This window comes from Actinotignum stranguriae (genome assembly GCF_051265215.1).
GTDB lineage: Bacteria > Actinomycetota > Actinomycetes > Actinomycetales > Actinomycetaceae > Actinotignum > Actinotignum schaalii_C.
Genome location: NZ_JBOZCJ010000027.1, coordinates 1 through 21,573, shown reverse-complemented (window position 1 = coordinate 21,573; position 21,573 = coordinate 1). Strand labels below are relative to the sequence as shown.

Sequence of the window (21,573 nt, the reverse complement as noted above, 5' to 3'; positions counted from 1 at the left end):
ATTGTCTGCTGAGTTGCGACTAGCACCGGTCGGCCTTCAAGATTTCGAAGCGCCGACCGGTCGGTTGCAGGGGGCCGGTCTGGGAGGCATCGATGTCCTCGACGACATCGAACGCAAAGAACGGCTTCGCAAGATGCGCGAGGGAACCCTCGGTTCCGTCCACTCGTGGGAACTTGTGACCGCGGTGGACGGGCCCGGGACCCGAATGACAGTCTTCATGGCAGGGTGCCCCCTGCGGTGCCTGTACTGTCATAACCCTGACACCTTCATTATGAAGGACGGTCAGCCGGTGGATTCCGATGAATTGCTGCGGCGCTGGAAGCGCTACCGTCGCATGTTCAAGGCGACGGGCGGCGGAATCACGATCTCGGGTGGCGAATGCTTAATGCAGCCCGCCTTCCTCAAGACCGTGCTTCGCGGCGCCAAAGAAATGGGAATCCATACGTGTATCGATACCTCCGGTTATCTCGGCCGTAACGTCGACGACGAAATGATGAATTACATCGACATGGTGTTGCTCGACGTGAAATCGGGATCCGAGGAAGTATATAAGCGCACGACCGGCCGCGAACTGCAACCGACCATTGATTTTGGTGATCGATTGGCTGCCGCGGGCAAGGAAATCTGGGTACGTTTCGTACTCGTGCCCGGGCTGACAGACGATCCGGAGAACGTGGAGAACGTTGCGAAGATCGTTGCACGGTGGAAGAACGCGGTGAGCCGCGTTGAGGTTCTGCCGTTCCACCAGATGGGGCGAGACAAGTGGCATTCACTTGGCTATGACTACCAACTGGAAGACGTCGTACCGCCGTCACCACAAGCCGTGGAAGAAGCGCGGGAGCACTTCCGGCGCTTGGGGCTGAACACCCCGGCTTTCTAAACGCTACGGATGACGCCAAGGGCCGCGTCCCGAAAGGGATGCGGCCCTTTTGTGTGCGTGCTTGCGTGGTGTGCTGATGGAACGGTGTTGCGTCGTCGTACCACAAACGTGAAGTACGACGACGCCGCTGCGGCCACCGCGGGCGGCCGCAGCTTCACCGGGCCGCGCGCCGGCGTGGCGGCGCTACATGGTATTGACCACGAGCCCGATATGGGTATAGAAGTTCATGGCACCGAAGAGCATGAAGATGACCCCGCTGATGACCAGGCACCAGTAGGCGGCGCTGACCACGCCGCCGCGCACCTGCCCGCGGGCGTCCGGGCGCACCGCGGCGAAGAAAAGAATCGCACCCACACCGGCCAGGCCAAAGACCGCGGAGAGAGCAATCGACTCCAGCCAGGGGTAGGCCGCGAAGGACCCGGAAATCGGTTCCTGGGGAGGGGCTGCGAAGAACTGATAGACCATCCCGGCGCACATAATCGCCAGCAGCGCCAAGCCCATTGCCAACGCGAAAATGGAGACCGGGCGGGCGATCCGCGCGAAAGTGTGGAAGGGCGAGCTGGATGCGAGGATGCGATCCCCGCGCTTCCACAGGATGAAACTCGCCGCCAGCAGGAGCACGCCGAAGCCGAGGCAGGTTTCCCCGAAGATAATATTGTCGAAGGGGAAGCCGCCGGCGGCCAGCGGCCAGGTGAGGGACATGTGCAGGCCGGTGAGCGTCTGGATCAGGCCGGTCACGAAGAATCCCAATCAATCATTCCCGGGGCGCTTTCCCCGGTGAAGAAATCTCCCACGTTCACCACTCCTTTCTCAATTTAGGACTAATGTCCCCATGATAGCCGGGTTCGCCCGGCACAGTGGGCCGCAACACAGTAGGCTAGACTCATGACTCACTACCGCGTGCATAACCCCAATACCGGCGAGGTGGAAGAACGCTTCCCCTCCCTGCCCGCCGCCGCGATCCCCGGCGTGATCAGCGCTTCCTGGGATGTCTTCACCAGCTGGCGGGATACCCCGATGGCCACCCGCGCCGCTGTCCTGCACCGCTTCGGGGAGCTCATCACGGAACGCTCGGCTGAGCTCGCCGATATTATCGGGCGGGAAATGGGCAAACCGCTGCGCGATGGCGCCGCCGAGCTCGCCACCGTCAGCCAGCACGCCCACTGGTTCGCCGATAACGCCCCGCGCTACCTGGAACCCACCACGCTGGATGCCGGCGATGGCATCCCCACCTACGTGCTCCACCAGCCGCTGGGCGTGCTGCTGGGCATCATGCCCTGGAACTTCCCCTATTCCCAGATCGCCCGCTTCGTGCTGCCCCAACTCATGGTCGGCAATACGATTCTCATGAAACAAGCGGAGATCTGCCCGCGTTCCTCGGCCGCGTTCGAGGCGCTGCTGCGCGAGGCCGGCCTGCCCGATGGGGTGTACCAGAATATCTACCTGGATATTGCGGATACGGAGAAAGTCCTGGCGGACCCGCGCGTCAAAGGAGTATCGCTGACCGGCTCGGAGCGGGCGGGATCCTCGGTTGCGCAGCTGGCCGGGAAGTACACGAAACGTTCCCTCCTGGAGCTGGGCGGCAATGATGCCATGGTGGTGCTAGGCGCCTCCGATATCACGGCGGTGGCCCGCGCGGCGGTGCGCACGCGCGTGTTCAACGCCGGGCAGGTCTGCACCTCGAATAAGCGCATTATCGTGCTGGATAGCGTTTTCGAGGAATTCCTCGCGGCGGCCCGCGCGGAGATCGCGAGCATCGTGGTGGGTCCCTATGATGACCCGGCCACGGATATGGGGCCGCTGTCCTCGATTGCCGCCAGGGACGAGGTGGTGCGGCGGGTGGCGAGCGCCGTCGCCGCTGGAGCGCACCGCCATTACGGAGGTCACAAAATTGACCGGCCGGGCGCTTTTATGACCCCGGCCTTGCTCACCGATATTCCCGCGGACCACGATATCGCTCGCAACGAATTATTCGGGCCGGTGGTGGCGCTCTACCGGGCGGCGGATGAGGAAGCAGCCCTCAAGCTGGCCAATAGCACCGCTTATGGTTTGCAGTCCTCGGTGTGGAGCCAGGATCTGGAGAAGGCGCAGCGTTTCGCGGCGCGGCTCGCGGCCGGTATGACCATTATCAATAAGCACCGTGAATCGGCGCCCACCTGGCCTTTTGGTGGGATTAATCGTTCCGGTTACGGTCGCGAGGAGGGTGCCTGGGGCTTGCGCGCCTTCACGAACGAGCATGCGGTGCGGGTCCATCCGGCGCGATAGGTACGACGCCGCAGCTTAGGTGGTACGACGGCGCAGCTTAGCTGGCGCGGGGCCGGCCGGGCAGGTAGGTGCCGCATGCCTTCGGCCGGTGCCCGGAGTGAGAGCAACGCGAAGCTCGGGGGCGTTTTTTGTGTCGGGGTGGTGTCGTACCCTAGAAGGGCTATGGAGGAATCGTACAAAGCAACAATCGCGCGGCTGCGGGAACGCGTGGCGGCCGCCCAGCAAGCCGGGGCTACCGTGGGGCGGCGCCCGGGTGTGCCCGCGCCGGCTCAGGCCGCTGAAAGTGTGCCTACAGGTCAGGGCGGGGCGGCGGCTGCGAGCATGCCGGAGGTTTCGGGCGCGGCGGAGGTCTCGGGCGCGGCGGCGCGTATTCTCACCGGCCTCAATAGCGCCCAGCGGGAAGCCGTGATTCACAGCGGTGGCCCGCTGCTCGTGGTCGCCGGGGCCGGCTCGGGTAAAACCCGGGTGCTCACCTCGCGCATCGCCTACCTCATCGCCACCGGGCAGGCTCACCCGGCCAATATCCTCGCCATCACTTTCACCAATAAGGCGGCGCGGGAAATGCGCGAACGCCTGGAAGGGATGCTCGGCGGCCTGGCCCGCGGCATGTGGATCTCCACCTTCCATTCTGCCTGCGTGCGGATTCTGCGGGCCGAACACCGCGCGCTCGGGATGCGTTCCACCTTCACCATTTACGATGCCGCGGATTCCCAGCGCCTCATGACCATGGTGTGCCGGGAAGAAAACATCGATATTCGGGCCTACCCGCCCAAAATGCTCAGCCGCCAGGTCTCCAATCTCAAGGATGAACTGGTCACCCCAGCCGCGCAGGCCGCGGCCGCAACCGATAGGGACGGCCAGGTGCTGGCCCAGGCCTATGCCGCCTACCAGGATCGCCTCGAGCGCGCCAATGCGCTGGATTTCGATGATCTTATTATGCGCACGGTGGAGGTGCTCACCTCCCACCCGGATATAGCTGAGCGCTACCGCACCCGCTTCCGCCACATTCTGGTGGACGAATATCAGGACACCAACCACGCCCAGTACGTCCTGGTACGCACCCTGGCCGGGCAGGGCCCGGAAGGCTCCGCGCTCACCGTGGTGGGCGATGCCGATCAGTCCATTTACGCCTTCCGCGGGGCCACCATCCGCAATATTGAGGATTTTGAGAAGGACTTCGCGGATGCCACCAGCGTGGTCCTCGAGCAAAACTATCGCTCCACCCAGAATATTCTCTCTGCCGCCAATGCCGTCATTTCCCATAATGAAGGGCGCCGGCCGAAAAAGCTGTGGACGGATTCGGGGAGCGGGGAAAAGATCACCGGCTACGTGGCTGATTCGGAAAGCGACGAAGCCCATTTCGTCGTCACGGAAATTGACCGGCTCCGGGATAGTAGCGGGGTGCGTTACGGCGATGTGGCGGTGTTTTACCGCACCAATTCCCAGGCGCGGGCCCTGGAAGAAATGTTCGTGCGCTCCGGGATTCCCTACCGGGTCATCGGCGGCACCCGCTTCTATGAGCGCAAAGAAATCAAGGATGCCCTCGCGTACCTGCACGCGGTGGCCAATCCGGATGATACCGTCTCGCTGCGCCGCATCATTAATGAACCAAAACGCGGGGTGGGGGATACCGCGCAGGGCCACCTGGCCACCCACGCCCAACGCTGGAATATTTCCTTCGGTGCCGCGGTGGCCGATGTGGCTACCCCCTGCCCGGAGCGCGGCGAAGTTGCGGGGTTGACGGCTCGGGCCCGCAGCGCCGTCGCCGATCTGGCTCGCATCCTCGAAACGGCGCGTCAGGATGCCGCCGCGGGCGGCAAACCCGCGGATATCCTCGATTACCTCATGGATGAATCCGGGTACCTGGCCGTGCTGCAAGAATCCAAAGACCCGCAGGATCTCAGCCGGGTGGAAAACCTGGCCGAATTACACGCGGTGGCGGTAGAGTTCTCCGCCCAGAATCCGGATGCCGGGCTGGGGGAGTGGCTCGATCAGATTTCGCTCGTCTCGGATACGGATCGGCTTCCCGAGGGGAGCGAATCCGAAGGGGAAACCACTCTCATGACGGTTCACACTGCCAAAGGTCTGGAATTCCCGGTTGTTTTCGTGACCGGCCTGGAAGACGGCACTTTCCCGCATATGCGTTCCCTGGATGATCGGCGCGAACTCGCCGAAGAACGCCGCCTCGCTTACGTGGCTTTCACCCGCGCGCGCGAACGCCTCTATATTTCGCGCGCGGCAGCGCGCTCCTCCTGGGGCGCCCCTCAGGAATTCCCGCCCTCGCGTTTCATTGAAGAAATCCCGCCCGAACTTATTGACTGGCGCCGGGAACAGTCCTCTCAGGATCTCGTGCGCGGGGCCGGCATCGGATCCGGTATCGGTTCTGGATACGGGTGGGGGAGTCGGCAGCGGCACTCCGCATCGTTCTTTGACGACGACGCTGGACCAGTTATCGGTTCGGGCAAATTTAAACCCGGGAAACTCGGGGTACCCGCCGCCGCGAACTCGGCTTCTCAAGCAGATTCCTCGGAAAGCAACGTGGCTAACGCGGCTGGCCCACAGACGGGCGCCGCAGGTGCTTCGGAAAAGTCCGCGGGCGCCGCAGGTAGCTCCGCCGGCGCGGCAGATACCGTGCCGGATACCAAAGGCTTCGCGGTAGGTGACACGGTAGAGCACCGCTCCTTCGGGCGGGGGACCATCCTCGGCTTTGAAGGCCGGGGAAAGTCCACCACCGCGAAGGTAGCTTTCGGCTCGGTCACGAAACGTTTGATGCTGCGCTTCGCTCCCTTGACGAAAGTGGAGAAGCAACCCCGGTAGCCCCAAGGGGCACAGCGGTATTAGCCGGTACGCTCAGGGTGCGGCGGTGGCTGCGCGCCGCTGCTCGCCCGCCTAGCTTGCGCCAGGCCAGCGCGCTCAAGAACACCACCCCGTCGGTGAAAGCCATCATCGCCGAGGTAGCCAAATCCAGGTAGAGGGCCAGCACGAAACCAAGGAGCGCTTCAGCCACCGCAATAATCATGGTGAGAACCAGAAGGTGGCGCAGCGAGCGGGCGAAAAGAATCGCCGTGGCGGCCGGAACCACCATAAGAGCGATCACGAGGATCGCCCCCGCGGCGTTGAAAGCTGCCACCACGGTCAGCGAGACCAGCATCATGAGCCCCAGCTCCACCGCCCGCACCGGGAACCCGATGGTCGCCGCGAAATCACTGTCGAAGGTATCGGTTTTGAGCACCCGGAAAAACACCGCGATGAAAATAGCGTTGAGCGCGCACACCGCGAGCAGCTGCCACATGGTGCGCGGGCCGATATCATAACCGCCGATAATGATATGTTCTGGGCTGAGGGCCATGAGATTGAGATCCCCGGTCAGCACAGTGTCCTGGCAAATATGGACGTGGGAAAGTGTGGTCGAGAGCAACAAAATACCCAGGGCGAAAAGTACCGGGAAAATCACGCCCTGGCTGGCATCCCCGGTCAGCAACCGGGTGCGGTCCAATTGCTGGGCACCCAGCACCACCACCAAACCCATGAGCGCCGCGCACACCACCATCACCGGGGAATGCGTGGAACCGGAAAGAATTGTGCCGATAACAATTCCCGGGAGCACCGCGTGGGACATCGCATCCACCAGCATGGACCGGCCACGTAACACCAGGAAAACCCCGGGAAGTGCGCAGGTTACCGCGGTCACCACCGCAAGCAACATCACTGCCACGATGAAACTCATCGCTCACTCCTTTCCGAACCAGCGGGCGCTGCCACACCAGCGGGCGCTGCCACACCGGCCGGCGCCGCAGGCGCCGGCGTCGTCGCCGATTTTTGCACCGCTGCGGTGGCTGTTACCGTTCCCGTAACCGGATCCGCGGTAGCAGCGCGTGCCCGCGCCACTAGATCTTCACGCAAACGCCGCTGACGCAATGCCACCACCACGATGGAGCGGCGCGGCGCGGCCAGCAAAGACAAGGCGAAAATAACGAAAAGGTGGATGACCACAACGGGGCCGGTGGGAACCTTCCCCAGGCACACGGATAGGTACGCACCCGCCGCGCCCGCAACCCCACCGAAAATACCGGCCAGCACCATCATCGAGGACATGCGGTGCGTCCACTGGCGCGCGGCCGCGGCCGGCATAATTGCGAAAGCCACCATGAGAATAAGCCCCACGCCCTTAATCCCAATAACGATGGCGATGGTGACGAGCACCAGCATGAGCGGAGTGAGCACCCGCGGGCTGAAACCCTGCAATTGTGCCGTGACCGGGTCGAAAGTTACCAATTTGATTTCTTTGAAGAAAGCGAGGATAACGGCAACGGTGAGCAGCCCAAACACGGTGATGGTCACCAGGTCCCCGGCGCGTACATTCGCCGCATTCCCAAACATGTAGCTGTCGATCCCGCCGCGATTGGGCAGGTGAGAATGGGTAAGTAGGCGCAGGCACACCATCCCGCCCCCGTAAAACAGCGAGAGGCAGATCGCCATGGCGGCATCCGGCTTCACTTTTGAATGCGCCACGATGATATTGGTGAGAACGACGGCGCACATCGCCGCCGCGCTCGCCCCGAGAACTAGGACCACCATCGAGCGCCCATCAGTGCCCAGCAGCGTCGCCACGGTGAACGCGGCAACAACACCGAGAATGGAGCTGTGCCCGATAACATCGGAAACCAGTGACTGGCGGCGCAAATAAAGCAGGCAGCCCGCCACCCCGGAAAACACCCCGATGAGGGTGGTGCCGATCAGCATGGTGCGGAAAATGTAGGTTCCCCACAATTCCAGCGGGGAAATAAAATCAATCATTGCCCCGTGCCCTCACTTGCGTTCGAGCGCCACTGAAAGGCCGTACGCCCGCGCAATATTATCCGCGGTGAAGGCCTTTTCCACGCTCCCGCTCGCCACCAGTTTGCCGCTCGAAAGCAGCACCACGCTATCGCAGAAATCAGGAACCGTTTGCAAATCGTGATGCACGATCATGACGGTCTTCCCCTCAGCTACGAGTTCGCGCAACAGCGTCATAATCGCCTGCTGGGAAGTGATATCAATGCCCGCGAAGGGTTCATCCATGAGGTAGAGCTCAGCGTTCTGGGCCAGGGCACGTGCCACGAAGGTTCGCTGCTGTTGGCCACCGGAGAGCTCGTTAATATGGCGGTGAGCAAGATCGGAAATCCCCAGGCGCTCCATTGCCGCGGCAGCCGCTTCGCGTTGGCGCGCGCCCGGCCGGCGCAGCCAGCCGAGTTGGGCGTAGGTGCCCATAAGCACGACGTCGCCCACCGTGGTCGGGAAATCCCAATCCACGGTGGCGGTTTGCGGCACGTACGCAAGACGTGAACGTACCCGGGGGAGAGGTTCGCCGAAGAAGGTGACCTCCCCGGCGAGAGCGGGAACGAGACGCAGGGAAGCCTTCATGACGGTAGATTTCCCCGCGCCGTTCGGACCGAGAAGCGCCACCACCTGGCCTGGACTGACGCGGAGCGAAACATCGCTCACCGCGATCATATCCTGGTAGGCGACGCTCAGGTGGTCAATCTGACAGGCCAGCGTGGTAGCGGATCCCATCAACATCACCTATTTCTGCGAGAGCGCGCTGACGATGGAGTCAACGTTGTACTTGAAAGCACCCAGGTAGGTATTCGTGGGGGCTTCGGAGCTGAGGGTATCAGCGAAAAGCTCGTTATCCGAGACTTTAACGTGCCAGCCCTTTTCACGCACGGCGTCCTGGAGGTGCTTAATGACTTCCGGGTTCTTGAGGTTGTCCTGGAAGATCACCGGGACCTTGCGTTCGGCAATGAGGGTGGCGAGCTCGTTGAGCTCCACCGCGGACATTTCCGATTCGGAAGAAACAAAATCGGTGGCGTGAATTTCAATACCGAAAGAAGCCCCCAGGTAGTTAAAGGCGTCATGCCCGGTGATAAGTACGCGATTTTCTTTCGGGATCTTATCGAACTTTGCCTTGGCTTCTTCAGCGGCCGCAGCGATCTTCTTGTTGTACTTTTCCGCATTGGCCTTGTAGAGATCCGCGTTGGCAGCGTCGATCTCACCGAGCTTGGCGGCGGTGGCCGTCACCACGTACTGCCAGTTCTCCGGGGAGTTCCACACGTGCGGATCGTGGCCTTCGATCTTGCCGTCTTCTTCCCAGGGGAGGAGCTTAGCTTCCGGGATAGCTTCGGCGGCCGCGATCTGGCGGTCACCGAGCTTCTCAAGCTGGCCCATCATCTTGTGTTCCATATCGTGGGAGGTCCACACTACAAGATCGGCCTTTTCAATGGCCTGGGTATCCTGGGTGGTCAGTTCCTGGGTGTGAGGATCACCGCCGGGCTTGACCAGGGTGGTTACGTTAGCCTCGGGGGCGACGTTGCGAATAACGTCCTCGAGGTAACCGGTTGTTGCCACCACCGACAGGCCCGCGGCCTTTGAGGAGTCGGAGGAAGCCGAATCGGATGCGCCCTTATTTTCGGTAGCGCAGCCGGTTAGAGATGCGAGTGCCAAAGCCCCGGCCGCGGCAATCGCGGCCAACTTAACAGAATGTTTCATGGTGTCCTTCTTCAATCACGAAAGCATGTAAGGTATGGGTTTCTTTACTCGGGACTCGAATATGTTAACTGATGCACGCATAAAGCACTAGGGTGAATCTGCGAAACATCGCGAAAAATCCCGGGAATCGCTGGGTGAAAAGTCAATAATGATAATTGCGTGCCTGGTAGCTGCGGTCCGGCTCGCGTAGGTGCGGCACCGTGGCTCGCTTGTAGTGGAACGCCGCCGTCGCTAGCTCATCTTCGCCCTTGCTTGTCCGCATGATGGACCGGGGTGGGGGCTATGTTCGGGGTGGGCTAAGCTCACAGCTATGCAGCAGGATCTCAAGGTACGGGTCCGGGCCGGTGCGGCCTGGCGATGGTGGCGCGCCTAAGAAGCGCGTCCTGCGGCGCAACCACGCCGCCCCAACCACTTGAGAGGAGAATCCCGTGCACCGGGACCTACCGCATCTACCTGAGCACCATGTCCCCGATGTGATATCCACGTATCGCTTGGCTACCACCACATTTTCTACCTCCACCCACGCGCAGCTGCGCTGCCGCTGGTGGAAAGCCGCCAGGGGGCGATGGCACAGCCCGCTTAACTTGGTACAGCCCGATTAGCATCGCAGTCCAGAAAAATGCAGTCCAAAAGTCTTTCCACACGTACGGAGTTGTCATGATTAAAGAAGCCATTATTAAAGTTGTCTCCAAGCAGGATCTCACCTACGACGAGGCCTATACCGTTATGAATGAGATCATGGGCGGGGAAAGCACCCCCACCCAAACGGCAGCTTTCCTGGCCGCGCTATCCACCAAGAATGCGCGCGCAGAGACCACCGATGAGATTTCCGGCTGCGCCACCGCCATGCGTGAGCACGCTGATTACTTCGAGGTACCCTTCCCCACCCTGGAAATCGTGGGCACCGGCGGGGATAACGCCCATTCCTTCAACATCTCCACGACCTCGATGTTCGTGCTGGCCGCCGGGGGAGTTAAGGTCTCCAAGCACGGCAACCGTGCCGCTTCCTCGCTTTCCGGTACCGCTGACTGCCTGGAAGCCCTCGGGGTGAATATCAACCAGGATCCGGATACCTGCCGGCGCCTCCTCAATGAGGTGGGTATGTGCTTCATGTTCGCCCAGCTCTACCACAAGTCCATGAAGAACGTGGGGGGAATCCGCAAAGAACTCGGTTTCCGTACCGTCTTCAATATCCTTGGACCGCTCACCAACCCGATCCACCCCGAATACCAGGTCCTCGGCGTGTACGACGAATACCTCGTCGAACCCCTCGCCCGCGTCCTCAATGACCTGGGTGTCCATCACGGTCTCGTGGTCTACGGCCAGGACAAGCTCGATGAGATTTCCCTCTCCGCACCCACCACGGTCTGCGAAGTACGGAACGGGGAATACCGCACCTTCGAGATGTCCCCGGATGTGTTTGGTTTTAACCGTGCTACCCCGGCTGATATGCTCGGTGGCACCCCGGAAGAAAACGCCCAGATCACCCGCGATATCCTCTCCGGCAACATCACCGGCCCCAAGCGCAATGTAGTTCAGCTTAATGCTGGCGCCGGTCTCTATATCGCCGGCAAGGCCCGCTCCATCGCCGCGGGCGTGGATATGGCCGGCGACCTTATTGACGACGGTAGTGCCTACCGCAAGATCGACGAATTCGTGGAGGCTTCACGTGCCTAATATTTTGGAGCAGATCGCCGCCGCTACCCGGAAGCGAGTGGCCCGCGATAAAGAACAGATACCCGCGGCTCGCATGCGTGAACTCGCCGAAGGGCTCGCCGCGGCACCCGCACCCGCTGCCGCCGCGCCCGCACTCGGGAGCGATCCGGCCAGTTTCCCCTTCGAGGCCGCCCTGCGCGGCCCCGGACTCAGTTTCATTTGCGAGGTGAAAAAAGCCTCGCCTTCGAAGGGAATTATTGCCGAAGATTTCCCCTACCTCGATATCGCCCGTTCTTACGAAGCAGCCGGGGCAGAGGCGATGTCCGTGCTGACCGAACCGCAATGGTTCCTCGGCTCGGACCGCTATCTGGAGGAGATTGCGCGCACCGTGACCACGCCCTGCCTGCGCAAAGATTTCGTGGTGGAATCTTACCAGATCTACCAAGCGAAAGTGCTGGGAGCCAGCGCGGTGCTGCTCATCTGCTCGCTCCTGGATACCGCGACTCTGCGCGAGTACCTCGAGCTGGCGCATTCCCTCGGGCTTTCAGCCCTGGTGGAAACCCACGACGCCGCGGAAATTGATTCCGCCCAGGCTGCCGGCGCCCGCATTATCGGTATTAATAACCGCAATCTCAAAGATTTTTCGGTGGATCTGGCCACGGTGGGTCAGTTGCGTACCCGTATCGATAGCACAGCGCTCGTCGTCGCTGAATCGGGGGTGCGCGGGGCCGCGGATGTGGAGGCGCTCGCGGCCGGCGGTGCCGACGCGGTGCTCGTGGGGGAGGCTCTCATGCGCAGCGCGGATAAAGTAGGTGTATTGGCCCAGTGGCGCCAGGCCGCGGCGCGCGTCGTCGCCCCCGCACAGGAGAAAGAGTAATCATGACCGCAGAACACACGATGGGAAGTTCCGCGCCGGAAACCGGCACCCCTGAGCGCCCGGGTCGTTTCGGGATCCACGGCGGGCAGTTCATCCCCGAAACTCTTATGCCGGCTATCGAAGAACTGGACGCCGCTTACCGGCACTACCGTGATGACCCGGAATTTAATGCCGAACTCACCGAGCTCTTCAATAATTACGCGGGGCGGCCCTCCCTCCTCTACTACGCGGAGCGGATGACGCGCGACCTCGGGGGAGCGAAGATCTACCTCAAACGTGAGGATCTCAACCACACCGGCGCCCACAAAATCAATAATGTGCTCGGACAGGCGCTGCTCGCGAAGAAAATGGGCAAAACCCGCCTCATCGCGGAAACCGGGGCCGGTCAGCACGGGGTCGCCACCGCCACGGCCGCGGCGCTCTTCAACATGGAGTGCGTGGTGTTCATGGGTGAGGAAGATACCCGCCGTCAGGCCCTTAACGTTTATCGGATGCGGCTGCTGGGTGCGGACGTGGTGGCCGTCAAATCGGGGACCGGCACTCTCAAGGATGCCGCTAGCGAGGCTTTCCGCGAATGGACGGGCCGAGTGAGTGACACCCACTACTGCCTCGGCTCAGTTATGGGTCCGCATCCTTTCCCCACGATCGTGCGTGACTTCCAGGCGGTGATTTCCCGCGAGGCACGCGCCCAGATTCTCCAGGCCGAGGGGCGCCTGCCCGATGCGGTCATCGCCTGCGTGGGCGGGGGCTCGAACGCGGCCGGTTCTTTCTATAACTTCGTGAATGATGCGGGCGTGCGTCTCATCGGCGCGGAGGCGGCCGGGCGGGGCGTGGATACCCCGGATACCGCCGCCACCATCGCCACCGGCACCGAAGGTATTTTCCACGGCATGAAATCGTATTTCTGCCAGGATGAATTCGGGCAGATCGCCCCGGTGTATTCCATCTCTGCTGGCTTGGATTACCCGGGGATCGGCCCCGAGCACGCCTACTGGCACGATATCGGGCGCGCGGAATACGTTCCGGTCACCGATGCGGAGGCAGTGCGCGCTTTCGAGTATCTTTCGCGTACCGAGGGGATTATTCCCGCGATTGAATCGGCGCACGCTCTTGCGCACGCCATGAAAATCGCCCCGGAGATGCCGGGCAAAATTATCATTGTCACGCTCTCGGGCCGCGGGGATAAGGACGTCGCGGCCATCGCGCGCTACCGGGGAGAAGATATCCATGACTAAACAGGTACCCATCGCCCGGGCTTTTTCCCGTGGCAAAGCTTTTATTCCGTTCTTTACCTGCGGGGATCCGGATTTAGGTACGACGGCGCAGATCATTCGAGCAGCCGGCCGGGCCGGTGCGGATCTCATTGAATTCGGCGTGCCTTTCTCCGACCCGACCGCCGAGGGCCCCGTCATCCAGGCATCCTCGGAGCGTGCGCTGCGCGGGGGAGCTACAACGGACAAAATTTTTGAGATGATCGGCCAGGTGCGCCCGGATCTGGAGTGCCCTTTCGTCATTATGACCTACGCCAATGTGGTCTTCTCCTACGGCCCGGAGCGTTTCGCGCGTCGCTGCGCGGAGGTGGGGGTTTCCGGCGTGATTCTCCCCGATGTGCCTTTTGAAGAAAAGGACGAATTCGAAGCACCACTCGCGCCCCACAACGTGGATCTTATTTCGCTAATCGCGCCCACTTCCGAGGATCGGATTGCAGCGATTGCGCGAGCGGCGCGCGGGTTCCTCTATGTGGTTTCCTCCATGGGGGTGACGGGCATGCGCTCGAATATCACCACCGATGTGGGTGCCATCGTGGAGAAGATTCGTTCGGTCACCGATACCCCGTGCGCAATCGGGTTTGGGATTTCTTCCCCGGAGCAAGCCGCGCGTATGGGCGCCCTCTCCGACGGCGTGATTGTGGGCTCGGCCTTGGTTTCCCGTATTCACGAACTGGCCACCGCCGGAAACAGCGCGGAGGAGATTGCTGCGGATATTGCCAGCCGGGTGAGTGAACTCAAGGGAGCGCTGGGCTAGGCAGCGTGGAGTGAGAACGCCGGTGCGCGTGGCGGAGCGAAGGTCCGGGTGCGCGCAGCGGCCGCGAGAGGACAGTGCGGTGAGCAACACGCCGGGCTCTCTTCCGCGGCCCGGCCCGCTCCGCGCGTCACCATGGAAGGGATGTTAACGTATTCGCGCCGCGTGGCGCTCGCTCTGGCTGTTATCCAGCCCGTGGTTCTCACCTGGATCACGGTGGTGCTCATCTGCCTGCTCGGCTACACCCTCACCGCGGCCTCCCCGCTGCTCGGAGATGTGACCTGGCAGGGCGCTGCGCGCCTGGGCGGCTCCCTGTGGCTGCTCGCGCTCGGCTCACCGCTGGTAACCGCGGGTGGGCATATCGGCCTCATGCCGCTGCTCCTCACTGCGCTCATCGCTTGGCTCACGGTGCGTTTCTTGCGTGCCATCGTGGTGGAAGACTGGTGGGACGTTGCTATCGCAACGTTGAGCGGGGCGGGAAGCGCCGCGGTGATCTGCCTCTTCTCCCTCCCGCAATCCTCCCTGCTTCACGCCCTCGTGGGAGGCGCGGTACTCGGTTTCCTCGCTAGCCAATGCGCCTGGCTGGAGCGGCCGGCCTGGCCCGGCGTAGCTATCCTCGAACGCGGCTGGCGCCTCATTGCGCCGCTGGCCGCTACCCTGGGCGCGGTAAGCCTCCTCCTGGTTCTTATCGCGCTGGCGCTTGGTTTCGGGCAGGTCCGGGCCTTGCACGCCGCCTACCTGACCGATCTCACCGGCACCATTCTCTTCACTCTCACCCAGCTGCTTTTCGCCCCCGCACTGGCGGTATGGGCACTGGCCTACGTGACCGGTGCTGGTTTCACGGTGGGCAGCGGAGCCGTCTTTTCGGCCCTGGGAGGTAGTTTTGCTCCCATCCCCGGCCTTCCCGTTTTCGGCCTGCTGCCCGATCCGGCGCTGCGCCCCGCCTGGCTTCTCATCATTCCCATCCTCATCGGTCTGACATGGGGTGTTATCCGCTCGCTGCGCCCGCGCGAGTGGGTGAGCGCCGCGGTGGGCGCCTTGGAACTTCTGGTCATTGTGGCCCTGGCCGGGCAATTCGCCACCGGCGGGATCGGCCCGGGCCGCATGCTGGAGGTGGGCACAGATGCCCCGCTCCTCACCGGCTGCGTGGCGCTCACGGTGCTGCTACCCTTCGCCCTCGGCTACGGGGCGCGTGACTTCTGGACGTGGGTGCGCGCCTGCTGGGAGCGTTACCGGGTGCGGCGCGCCCTGCGTGGCACCACTGCGACGGGGCACGACGACGCCGCCCACTTCACAGAGCCTACTTCCGCGGTCACGGTAACGCCCTCCGGTGCCGAAGCACGGGGAGGGGAGAGCGCGCCCACGGCAGCCACGGCGCCGGCCACACCGGCCGTGCCGGCCGCACCGGCCGTCACCACCGCACCCACTGCTCCTACCGCCACGACCGCTTCGGAAGCCGCAACTTCCCAGCCCGCTGCCGCTGACTGGGAAGAGAGTGGGAAAAGTGAGGAAAAATAACAGGAGAGCTGGGTATAGAGTGAAATAATGGCGCGCGGTTCCGCCTGAGCGGCCTAAAATTTTACCTATGCTTCAACCCAATACGCACGGGGCGCTCCTAGCTGCCGGCCTGTGCTCGCTGGCCTTCCTGGCGCTGGGGGTGCGCACTATCCCGCGCACCCGTCGCCTGGCTACCGCGATTCCGGTGTTCGCCATGGTGATATCGGCGGTATGCGGCGTCGTCGCTATTGGGGTGGGGATGAACCTCAACTTGCAGTACGCGAGCACGTGGAGCGATGTCAAAACCATTTTCACGAAAAGTGGGGGCAAGGCATCCGTGACCGCAGTAACGAGCGAGCTGCCCACATACGCTGGGCAATCCGGTGAGATCCCCATGCCCGAAGGGAAGGAATGGAAAACCGATTTCACCCCCGCCGGAGGTGGGGTGGTGAGCACGGTCTTCCGCGGCCCTGAGTCCGGCCTCGAACTGCCCGTATGGGTCTACCTACCCCCGGATTATTCCCCGGACCGTACCTACCGGGTGATCGTTATGATCCAGGGATTCCCCTCCCAGACGGAGAAAATCCCGGGCGTGCTGGATTTGGAACATACAATGCCGGCGAGCGCGCCGGATACTATCGTCGTCGTTCCCTCCCTCAATGTTGATAACCAACAACCCGATTGCGTGGATCTATCCGGGCGGCCCGCGGTGGGAACCTGGGTGAACCGCGACGTCGTGCAGATGGTACGCAAGAATTTCTCGGTTTCTGCCGATCGGCGCGATTGGGCCATTGCCGGGGCCTCCTACGGGGGTTGGTGCGCGCCGGTGCTCGGGCTTTACAATCCGCAAACGTTCGCCTCGGTGATTTCCTTTTCCGGGTACAACGTGCCGGTTATTGGCCTGACCCAAGCCCCCGGCCTGCGCGAACAATTCACCGTCAGCAATCTCATGAAAAAGGCGAGTTGGCCGCAATCCATGTACTTCACCGGGACCCGTACCGATAACGACCCGGTGGAACTGGCTCGCGGCGTGGAGGAAGTCGATAACCCGCGCCTGAAAACCACCGTGCACCTCGACCCGAACGGCGGGCATTCCTGGGATACGTGGAAAAAACAGCTCCCCGGGGCGCTGGACTGGTGGAATGGTGATCAGGCGGGCGGAACGAAAAGCGTGGTGGCCACCCGCGGTTGGATGACCCAAAAAACAACCGTTGCCGGCGCCTATGTGATTTTCGCACTTCTGGCAGCCGGAAGCGTTGTGCGCGGGCGCAGCTTGGTGCGCCGCCCCCTCTACGTGCCCCGGCACGCGGTGCAGACCCGCCGGCACGCCCTGCCGCGCGGCAAGGGGCGCTACCGGATACGGCGCTGGACCTGGGTGAGCCTCACGGTCGCCTGGGGGATCGTGGCCCTGCTCCTCACCGTCAATCTGAAAACACATACGGTTGAGGACATCCGCTTTATTGGTGCCTTCTTCCATCTCTTCACCATGTAGCGTCGGGCGGCGTTCCGCGCTGGGCGGGCCTTATGCGCAGGCCGCGGATAACCGCACGAGCTCGGGATATACTGGCCGATGTGAATGCGCATTTTTCCCACCCGGTGGTCTACTGGGCCTGCGCGGCCTGGATCGGCATCGTTATCGCCCTGGCTTTCCTTGCTGATCCGCACGTGGCCATCCTCGCGCTCGCGGGTAGCTTCGTGGTTCTCGCGGTGGCGCGCCTGACCCTGCCCACCGGCTACGTCCCCTCGGTGCGCTCGCGCATCACGGACGCCGCCACCCTCCTTCTCCTCGCCGCAGCACTCTTTTTCCTGGCGCGTTTCGCCCTCACGCCTCCCGTTATTTAAGAACGACGCCGCAGCGCCCCGGTGCACAGGGCTAATAGCCAAAAGTGGATCTCATGACTGCGTGTCCTTGGCTTTGATCCGGTCCGGAACTGCATGAACCGTGCCCGAAAACAAAGTGTGCGCGAGAGTACCGTTTCAGGGCGATTTTGTGTCTCTTATGCACATCCTGCGGGAGGCGATGGCCCGGACTCACACTGTGCCTAGCCGGACCGCCTCGCCTGACCCGCAGATCTGGACGACTGCGCTGGATCGCCGTGCTGAAACGCCGATCAAGGCCTCGCGCCGCGCCGGCGACTTACCCCATCTCCGCCGCCGCGCCGGCGAGGAGGGTATGTTTTTCCTGGATGTACTGCGCATGTACGACAAGAGAAGTACAGTTCTGAAAACAGATGCCCTCTCCCCAGCTGCTGGGTGTGACTAGTGAAGTATGTGAGATTCATGAGGCTCTCGCGGGAAGGGCGCCACCTCTCCCGCGTGTTCGCTTGCCGCTTGTTTCTGAGACGCGGTGGGGCTAGTGTGCGCGGGCTCGTCCATACTGGTGGAGTGAGTCCCTTAGCTATGAACATCATCTGGGTTATTGTTTTCACGCTGATCGGCGCGTTTTTTGCCGCTTCGGAAATCGCGCTGGTCTCCCTGCGGCAAACACAAATCGATGAAATGGCGGAAAATTCCCCCTCCGGGAAAACTATCCAGCGCCTGACCGCGGATTCCAACCGGTTCCTTTCCGCCGTTCAAGTGGGCGTAACCCTGGCCGGGTTCTTCTCCGCCTCCTTCGGTGCGGCCTCCATCGCCCCGGAGATCGCCCCTACGTTCCGCGCCTGGGGGATGTCGGAAAACGGGGCCACCACTCTGGCTTTTGTACTCACCACGCTCGTGATTTCCTATATTTCCATTGTGTTCGGGGAGTTGGTGCCCAAGCGCATCGCCCTGCAATCGGCGGAAACGATCTCCACGGTGGCTGCCCGGCCTCTCGCTTTTATTACCGCGGTGCTGCGCCCGGTCATCTGGTTCCTGGGCGCGAGCGTCAACGGGGTGCTGCGGCTGCTGCGCCGCGACCCGAAAGAGCAGCGCGAAGAAATGGGCGTGGCGGAATTGCGTGCCTTTGTAGCCAGCCAAGAAACAATCGGGACCGAGGAACGCGATATGGTCGTCTCGATGCTATCCGTTTCGGACCGCACCGTTCAGGAGGTCATGACGCCGCGTACCGAAGTGGAATTCCTCGACGCGGAACTTTCCCTCGATGACGCGCGCCCCCTCGTTACGGCCCTGGAGCACTCGCGTTATCCGGTGCGCCGGGGTGGGAACGACGACGACGTAATCGGCTTCCTTCACATCCGCGATATGCTCGCTCCCGCTCCCACGGCTCAAAGGGTGAGCGATTTGGTGCGCCCGGTGACCTTCTTCCCGACGGGTAAAGATGTGCTGGAAGCACTCTCGGATCTGCGGAAAGCCCATGCTCACCTTGCCATCGTGGTGGATGAATACGGCGGTACGGACGGCATCGTCACCATTGAGGACGTGATGGAAGAATTCGTGGGCGAAATCCGCGACGAATACGACCGCGAGGTTCCCAAGGTGCAGGTGCACGGGGGAGTGCGGGATATGGACGGGCTATCCACCCGCCCCGAAGTGCTCAAAATGCTCGGGGTGGAGCTACCCGAAGGGCCTTTCGATACCCTGGCCGGTTACATCATCGCCCAGCTGGGGCGCATGCCCAAGGTGGGCGATTCCACCCGCCTGGGCGCGGTGGAGCTCACTGTGCAATCTCTGGACGGGCGGCGCATTGACCGGGTGCGGGTAGACCAGGTGACCGAATCGGAGGATATCGCTATGGCCCGGATGGAAGGCCACAGCGAAGCCGGGCGGTAGCCTGCCGCCGTGCCGCCAGCACTAGCGGATCCCGCGCGAGCGGAATCGTACGGGAAGCGGGAATCGCACGGTGGCTGACGGTGGCTCGCCCCCCGGCGCTCGCGGTAGCGGTGCTGTTGAATCCTGGATATACCTTCACGGAGCTACTTGCAGTCTTGCAACCTAAGTGTAGAAAAGTAAAAAATACCATTTTTACGGAGTTATGCGCGTTTCTAATTTTCGCGACAGTAAAAATAATAGATAGAAATAGTTACTGTCGGAATGTATAGAAAACTAATTATTATGTATAAATCGACGGCGTATTCGGCGGGTAATCGAGCTATAGTGGGCTCGTTTCAGCTCGGTTGAATTTTGGTTACAAAAGACGTTTCACTCGAGACTTTAGTCACAAGTAGCTATCTATTACCGCGTAAATAAGCTGAAAAGTCTGACTACTACATGGTTGGTGCTGGAATTATCCTGAATGTGACACGTGGTGAAAGCTGTAGAAATTAGCTAAGGTAAATCAAGAAAGCGACTATGCGGTCGTATTCATTCCTATTCCTTATTGAACGTGAAAATGGTTTCGCGACGGGTGTGGGAGATCTGCCTGTAACGGTATCAATTGGTGAGGGGTTAGTAGTGAAGCTGATCAAACGAGCGGCTGCTGTTATTGCCGCGCTTGCTGTTTTAGCGGGGGGGGGGTAGCCGCTCCTAGCCTCGCGTCACCCGATACTCCAGATGGGGGAGAAATACGCGCAACAGAGCGCAGCAGGTACCCCGTCGGCCCCAACCTCACCGCCACATGGGATTCCACCACAAAAACACTCACCGTCGCCGGCCATGGTGAACTCGACCGTAAACAGTGGATGGATCTGAAAGAACGGCACTGTAACACGAGTGGCGAAACGGAGCCCAAAAGAATAGTTTTCACGCCGGATCGTAATAAGGAAATTAGTTTTCCGGCAAACTCTAGCTCGTTTTTCTCTAAATGTGTCTCTGCGGAGATAGATTTTCCGACTTCCGGTATAAATACCAGCGCTGTGACCGATATGAGTCGAATGTTTTCGGAAGCAGCTATCGCAAATCCGGATGTTAGTAACTGGAATACGGAGAACGTCATCAGGATGCGAGGTATGTTCGCATACACGCAAAAGGCCAATCCAGATGTTAGTAACTGGAAAACTGGAAGCGTAAGCGATTTATCGTCAATGTTTAAGAAGGCAGCGGTGGCTAATCCCGACGTTAATAATTGGGATACGAAAAATGTAGTAAATGCTGAATCGATGTTTAGAGATGCTGTTTCTGCCGACCCCGACGTTAGTAAATGGGAGCTACCGAACATTCGGAGTATGAGGGAGATGTTTCGTGGTGCGGTTTCGGCTTCATATCTCGATATAGCAAAATGGCCACTGAAGCGCTTCTACCGAAACTACGAGGGGATACGGTACGCCTTTAATACTAAAGGGAAGACCACAGTACGCTTCTCGGAAACTGCTAAAGATCGGATAATTGCGGAGTTTAACAGTAAGGGTGATTTTTTTATTTTCGACGAAGAAACGAGATTCAATGTATACGAAGAAATTGATGGTGTGGCAGTTCTCGCGGAGGTAGACGATGAAAGCTTCTGTAGGAACGTAATAGGCACCGGGGCCGACGTATTTATTTGGCAATGCGTCGCACCTTCCGGTTTTAAACCTATTACTTATATTATTAGTCCTGACCCATTTATTGCGGCTAGTGCTAATCCTATTTTCCTCAATGTGGGTGATCCGCTACCGCCTCTCACATATCGTACAAATCCGGGTTCTGAGCGTTCTAATCTTCAAGGGGAGCTTTCCACCACCTATAAGCCTGGAGACCCTCCCGGGGAATACCCGATTACGCAGGGCACCCTCGGCCTAATTCCAGAGAAGGCTTCGGAGTATGGTTTCAGGTTCACTCCTTCCGTCGTAGTTGTTAAAGGAATTCCAGGTCAGCAACCCGAGCCGAACATAGAGACAAGTAGTTGGGTTGATGGTGCCAAGGACTGTAATACCCGGAAAGTCACGCAAACCCGGACTGTGACCACGACCCCATACAAGTGGGATTCGGGTAAACGTCAGTGGGTTCTCGATACCGCGAAGGCGTCGAAGCGGACTGAGAATCGTCAGCGTGA

Annotated in this window: 17 protein-coding genes; 12 read left to right on the top strand and 5 right to left on the bottom strand. The window is 61.0% G+C overall.

Going from position 1 to position 21,573, the window contains the following annotated elements:
* Position 1: 1 nt before the first annotated feature.
* Entirely contained in the window at positions 2 to 880 is an 879-nt protein-coding gene (gene pflA / locus ACRQEG_RS08515; protein ID WP_087070580.1) for a pyruvate formate-lyase-activating protein, read from the top strand.
* Positions 881 to 1,063: 183 nt separating this feature from the next.
* Here the strand turns inward: pflA and ACRQEG_RS08510 are convergent, their stop codons facing one another.
* The gene (locus ACRQEG_RS08510) at positions 1,064 to 1,618 is read right to left on the bottom strand and encodes a DUF981 family protein (protein WP_200807176.1); all 555 of its coding nucleotides are present in this window, start codon (positions 1,616 to 1,618) and stop codon (positions 1,064 to 1,066) included.
* 147 nt (positions 1,619 to 1,765) lie between these two features.
* Here ACRQEG_RS08510 and ACRQEG_RS08505 point away from each other — a divergent pair, with 147 nt between their 5' ends.
* Positions 1,766 to 3,145 carry an aldehyde dehydrogenase family protein gene (locus ACRQEG_RS08505; protein ID WP_087070582.1) on the top strand — a complete coding sequence of 460 codons (1,380 nt, stop codon included), beginning with the start codon at positions 1,766 to 1,768 and terminating at the stop codon, positions 3,143 to 3,145.
* A gap of 162 nt (positions 3,146 to 3,307) precedes the next feature.
* A complete protein-coding gene (locus ACRQEG_RS08500; RefSeq protein ID WP_435733853.1) occupies positions 3,308 to 5,962 on the top strand; it encodes a UvrD-helicase domain-containing protein in 2,655 nt (884 codons plus the stop codon).
* Here ACRQEG_RS08500 and ACRQEG_RS08495 read toward each other — a convergent pair.
* The 4 genes from ACRQEG_RS08495 to ACRQEG_RS08480 are packed head-to-tail and all read right to left on the bottom strand — an operon-like array spanning position 5,901 to position 9,673.
* Positions 5,901 to 6,872 carry a metal ABC transporter permease gene (locus ACRQEG_RS08495; protein WP_320757543.1) on the bottom strand — a complete coding sequence of 324 codons (972 nt, stop codon included), beginning with the start codon at positions 6,870 to 6,872 and terminating at the stop codon, positions 5,901 to 5,903. The genes ACRQEG_RS08500 and ACRQEG_RS08495 overlap by 62 nt on opposite strands.
* The gene (locus ACRQEG_RS08490) at positions 6,869 to 7,942 is read right to left on the bottom strand and encodes a metal ABC transporter permease (RefSeq protein ID WP_320757542.1); all 1,074 of its coding nucleotides are present in this window, start codon (positions 7,940 to 7,942) and stop codon (positions 6,869 to 6,871) included. The genes ACRQEG_RS08495 and ACRQEG_RS08490 overlap by 4 nt, the downstream gene beginning before the upstream one ends.
* Positions 7,943 to 7,954: 12 nt before the next feature.
* A complete protein-coding gene (locus ACRQEG_RS08485) occupies positions 7,955 to 8,704 on the bottom strand; it encodes a metal ABC transporter ATP-binding protein (protein ID WP_320757541.1) in 750 nt (249 codons plus the stop codon).
* A 3-nt stretch (positions 8,705 to 8,707) separates the two neighbouring features.
* Positions 8,708 to 9,673 carry a metal ABC transporter substrate-binding protein gene (locus ACRQEG_RS08480; protein WP_320757540.1) on the bottom strand — a complete coding sequence of 322 codons (966 nt, stop codon included), beginning with the start codon at positions 9,671 to 9,673 and terminating at the stop codon, positions 8,708 to 8,710.
* 657 nt (positions 9,674 to 10,330) lie between these two features.
* Between ACRQEG_RS08480 and trpD the strand changes: the two genes are divergently transcribed.
* From trpD to ACRQEG_RS08435, 9 genes are all read left to right on the top strand, one after another.
* Positions 10,331 to 11,350, top strand: coding sequence for an anthranilate phosphoribosyltransferase (trpD, locus tag ACRQEG_RS08475; RefSeq protein ID WP_320757539.1), 1,020 nt, complete (start codon positions 10,331 to 10,333; stop codon positions 11,348 to 11,350).
* On the top strand, positions 11,343 to 12,206 hold the full coding sequence (trpC, locus tag ACRQEG_RS08470; RefSeq protein WP_320757538.1) for an indole-3-glycerol phosphate synthase TrpC: 864 nt from the start codon (positions 11,343 to 11,345) through the stop codon (positions 12,204 to 12,206). Before trpD ends, trpC begins: the two co-directional genes overlap by 8 nt.
* 2 nt (positions 12,207 to 12,208) lie before the next feature.
* On the top strand, positions 12,209 to 13,441 hold the full coding sequence (gene trpB / locus ACRQEG_RS08465) for a tryptophan synthase subunit beta (protein ID WP_320757537.1): 1,233 nt from the start codon (positions 12,209 to 12,211) through the stop codon (positions 13,439 to 13,441).
* Positions 13,434 to 14,231, top strand: a complete 798-nt coding sequence (gene trpA / locus ACRQEG_RS08460) for a tryptophan synthase subunit alpha (RefSeq protein WP_320757536.1) — start codon at positions 13,434 to 13,436, stop codon at positions 14,229 to 14,231. The genes trpB and trpA overlap by 8 nt, the downstream gene beginning before the upstream one ends.
* A 141-nt stretch (positions 14,232 to 14,372) precedes the next feature.
* On the top strand, positions 14,373 to 15,746 hold the full coding sequence (locus ACRQEG_RS08455) for a cell division protein PerM (protein WP_320757535.1): 1,374 nt from the start codon (positions 14,373 to 14,375) through the stop codon (positions 15,744 to 15,746).
* Between the two features lie 67 nt (positions 15,747 to 15,813).
* Positions 15,814 to 17,217 (top strand): alpha/beta hydrolase, encoded by a 1,404-nt coding sequence (locus ACRQEG_RS08450; protein WP_320757534.1) that lies wholly within the window; start codon positions 15,814 to 15,816, stop codon positions 17,215 to 17,217.
* An 80-nt stretch (positions 17,218 to 17,297) separates the two neighbouring features.
* Positions 17,298 to 17,567, top strand: a complete 270-nt coding sequence (locus ACRQEG_RS08445) for a DUF3017 domain-containing protein (protein WP_320757533.1) — start codon at positions 17,298 to 17,300, stop codon at positions 17,565 to 17,567.
* A gap of 543 nt (positions 17,568 to 18,110) precedes the next feature.
* Positions 18,111 to 19,436 (top strand): hemolysin family protein, encoded by a 1,326-nt coding sequence (locus ACRQEG_RS08440; RefSeq protein WP_320757532.1) that lies wholly within the window; start codon positions 18,111 to 18,113, stop codon positions 19,434 to 19,436.
* Between the two features lie 848 nt (positions 19,437 to 20,284).
* The coding region (locus ACRQEG_RS08435; protein WP_320757531.1) for a BspA family leucine-rich repeat surface protein at positions 20,285 to 21,573 on the top strand (1,289 nt) is incomplete at its 3' end.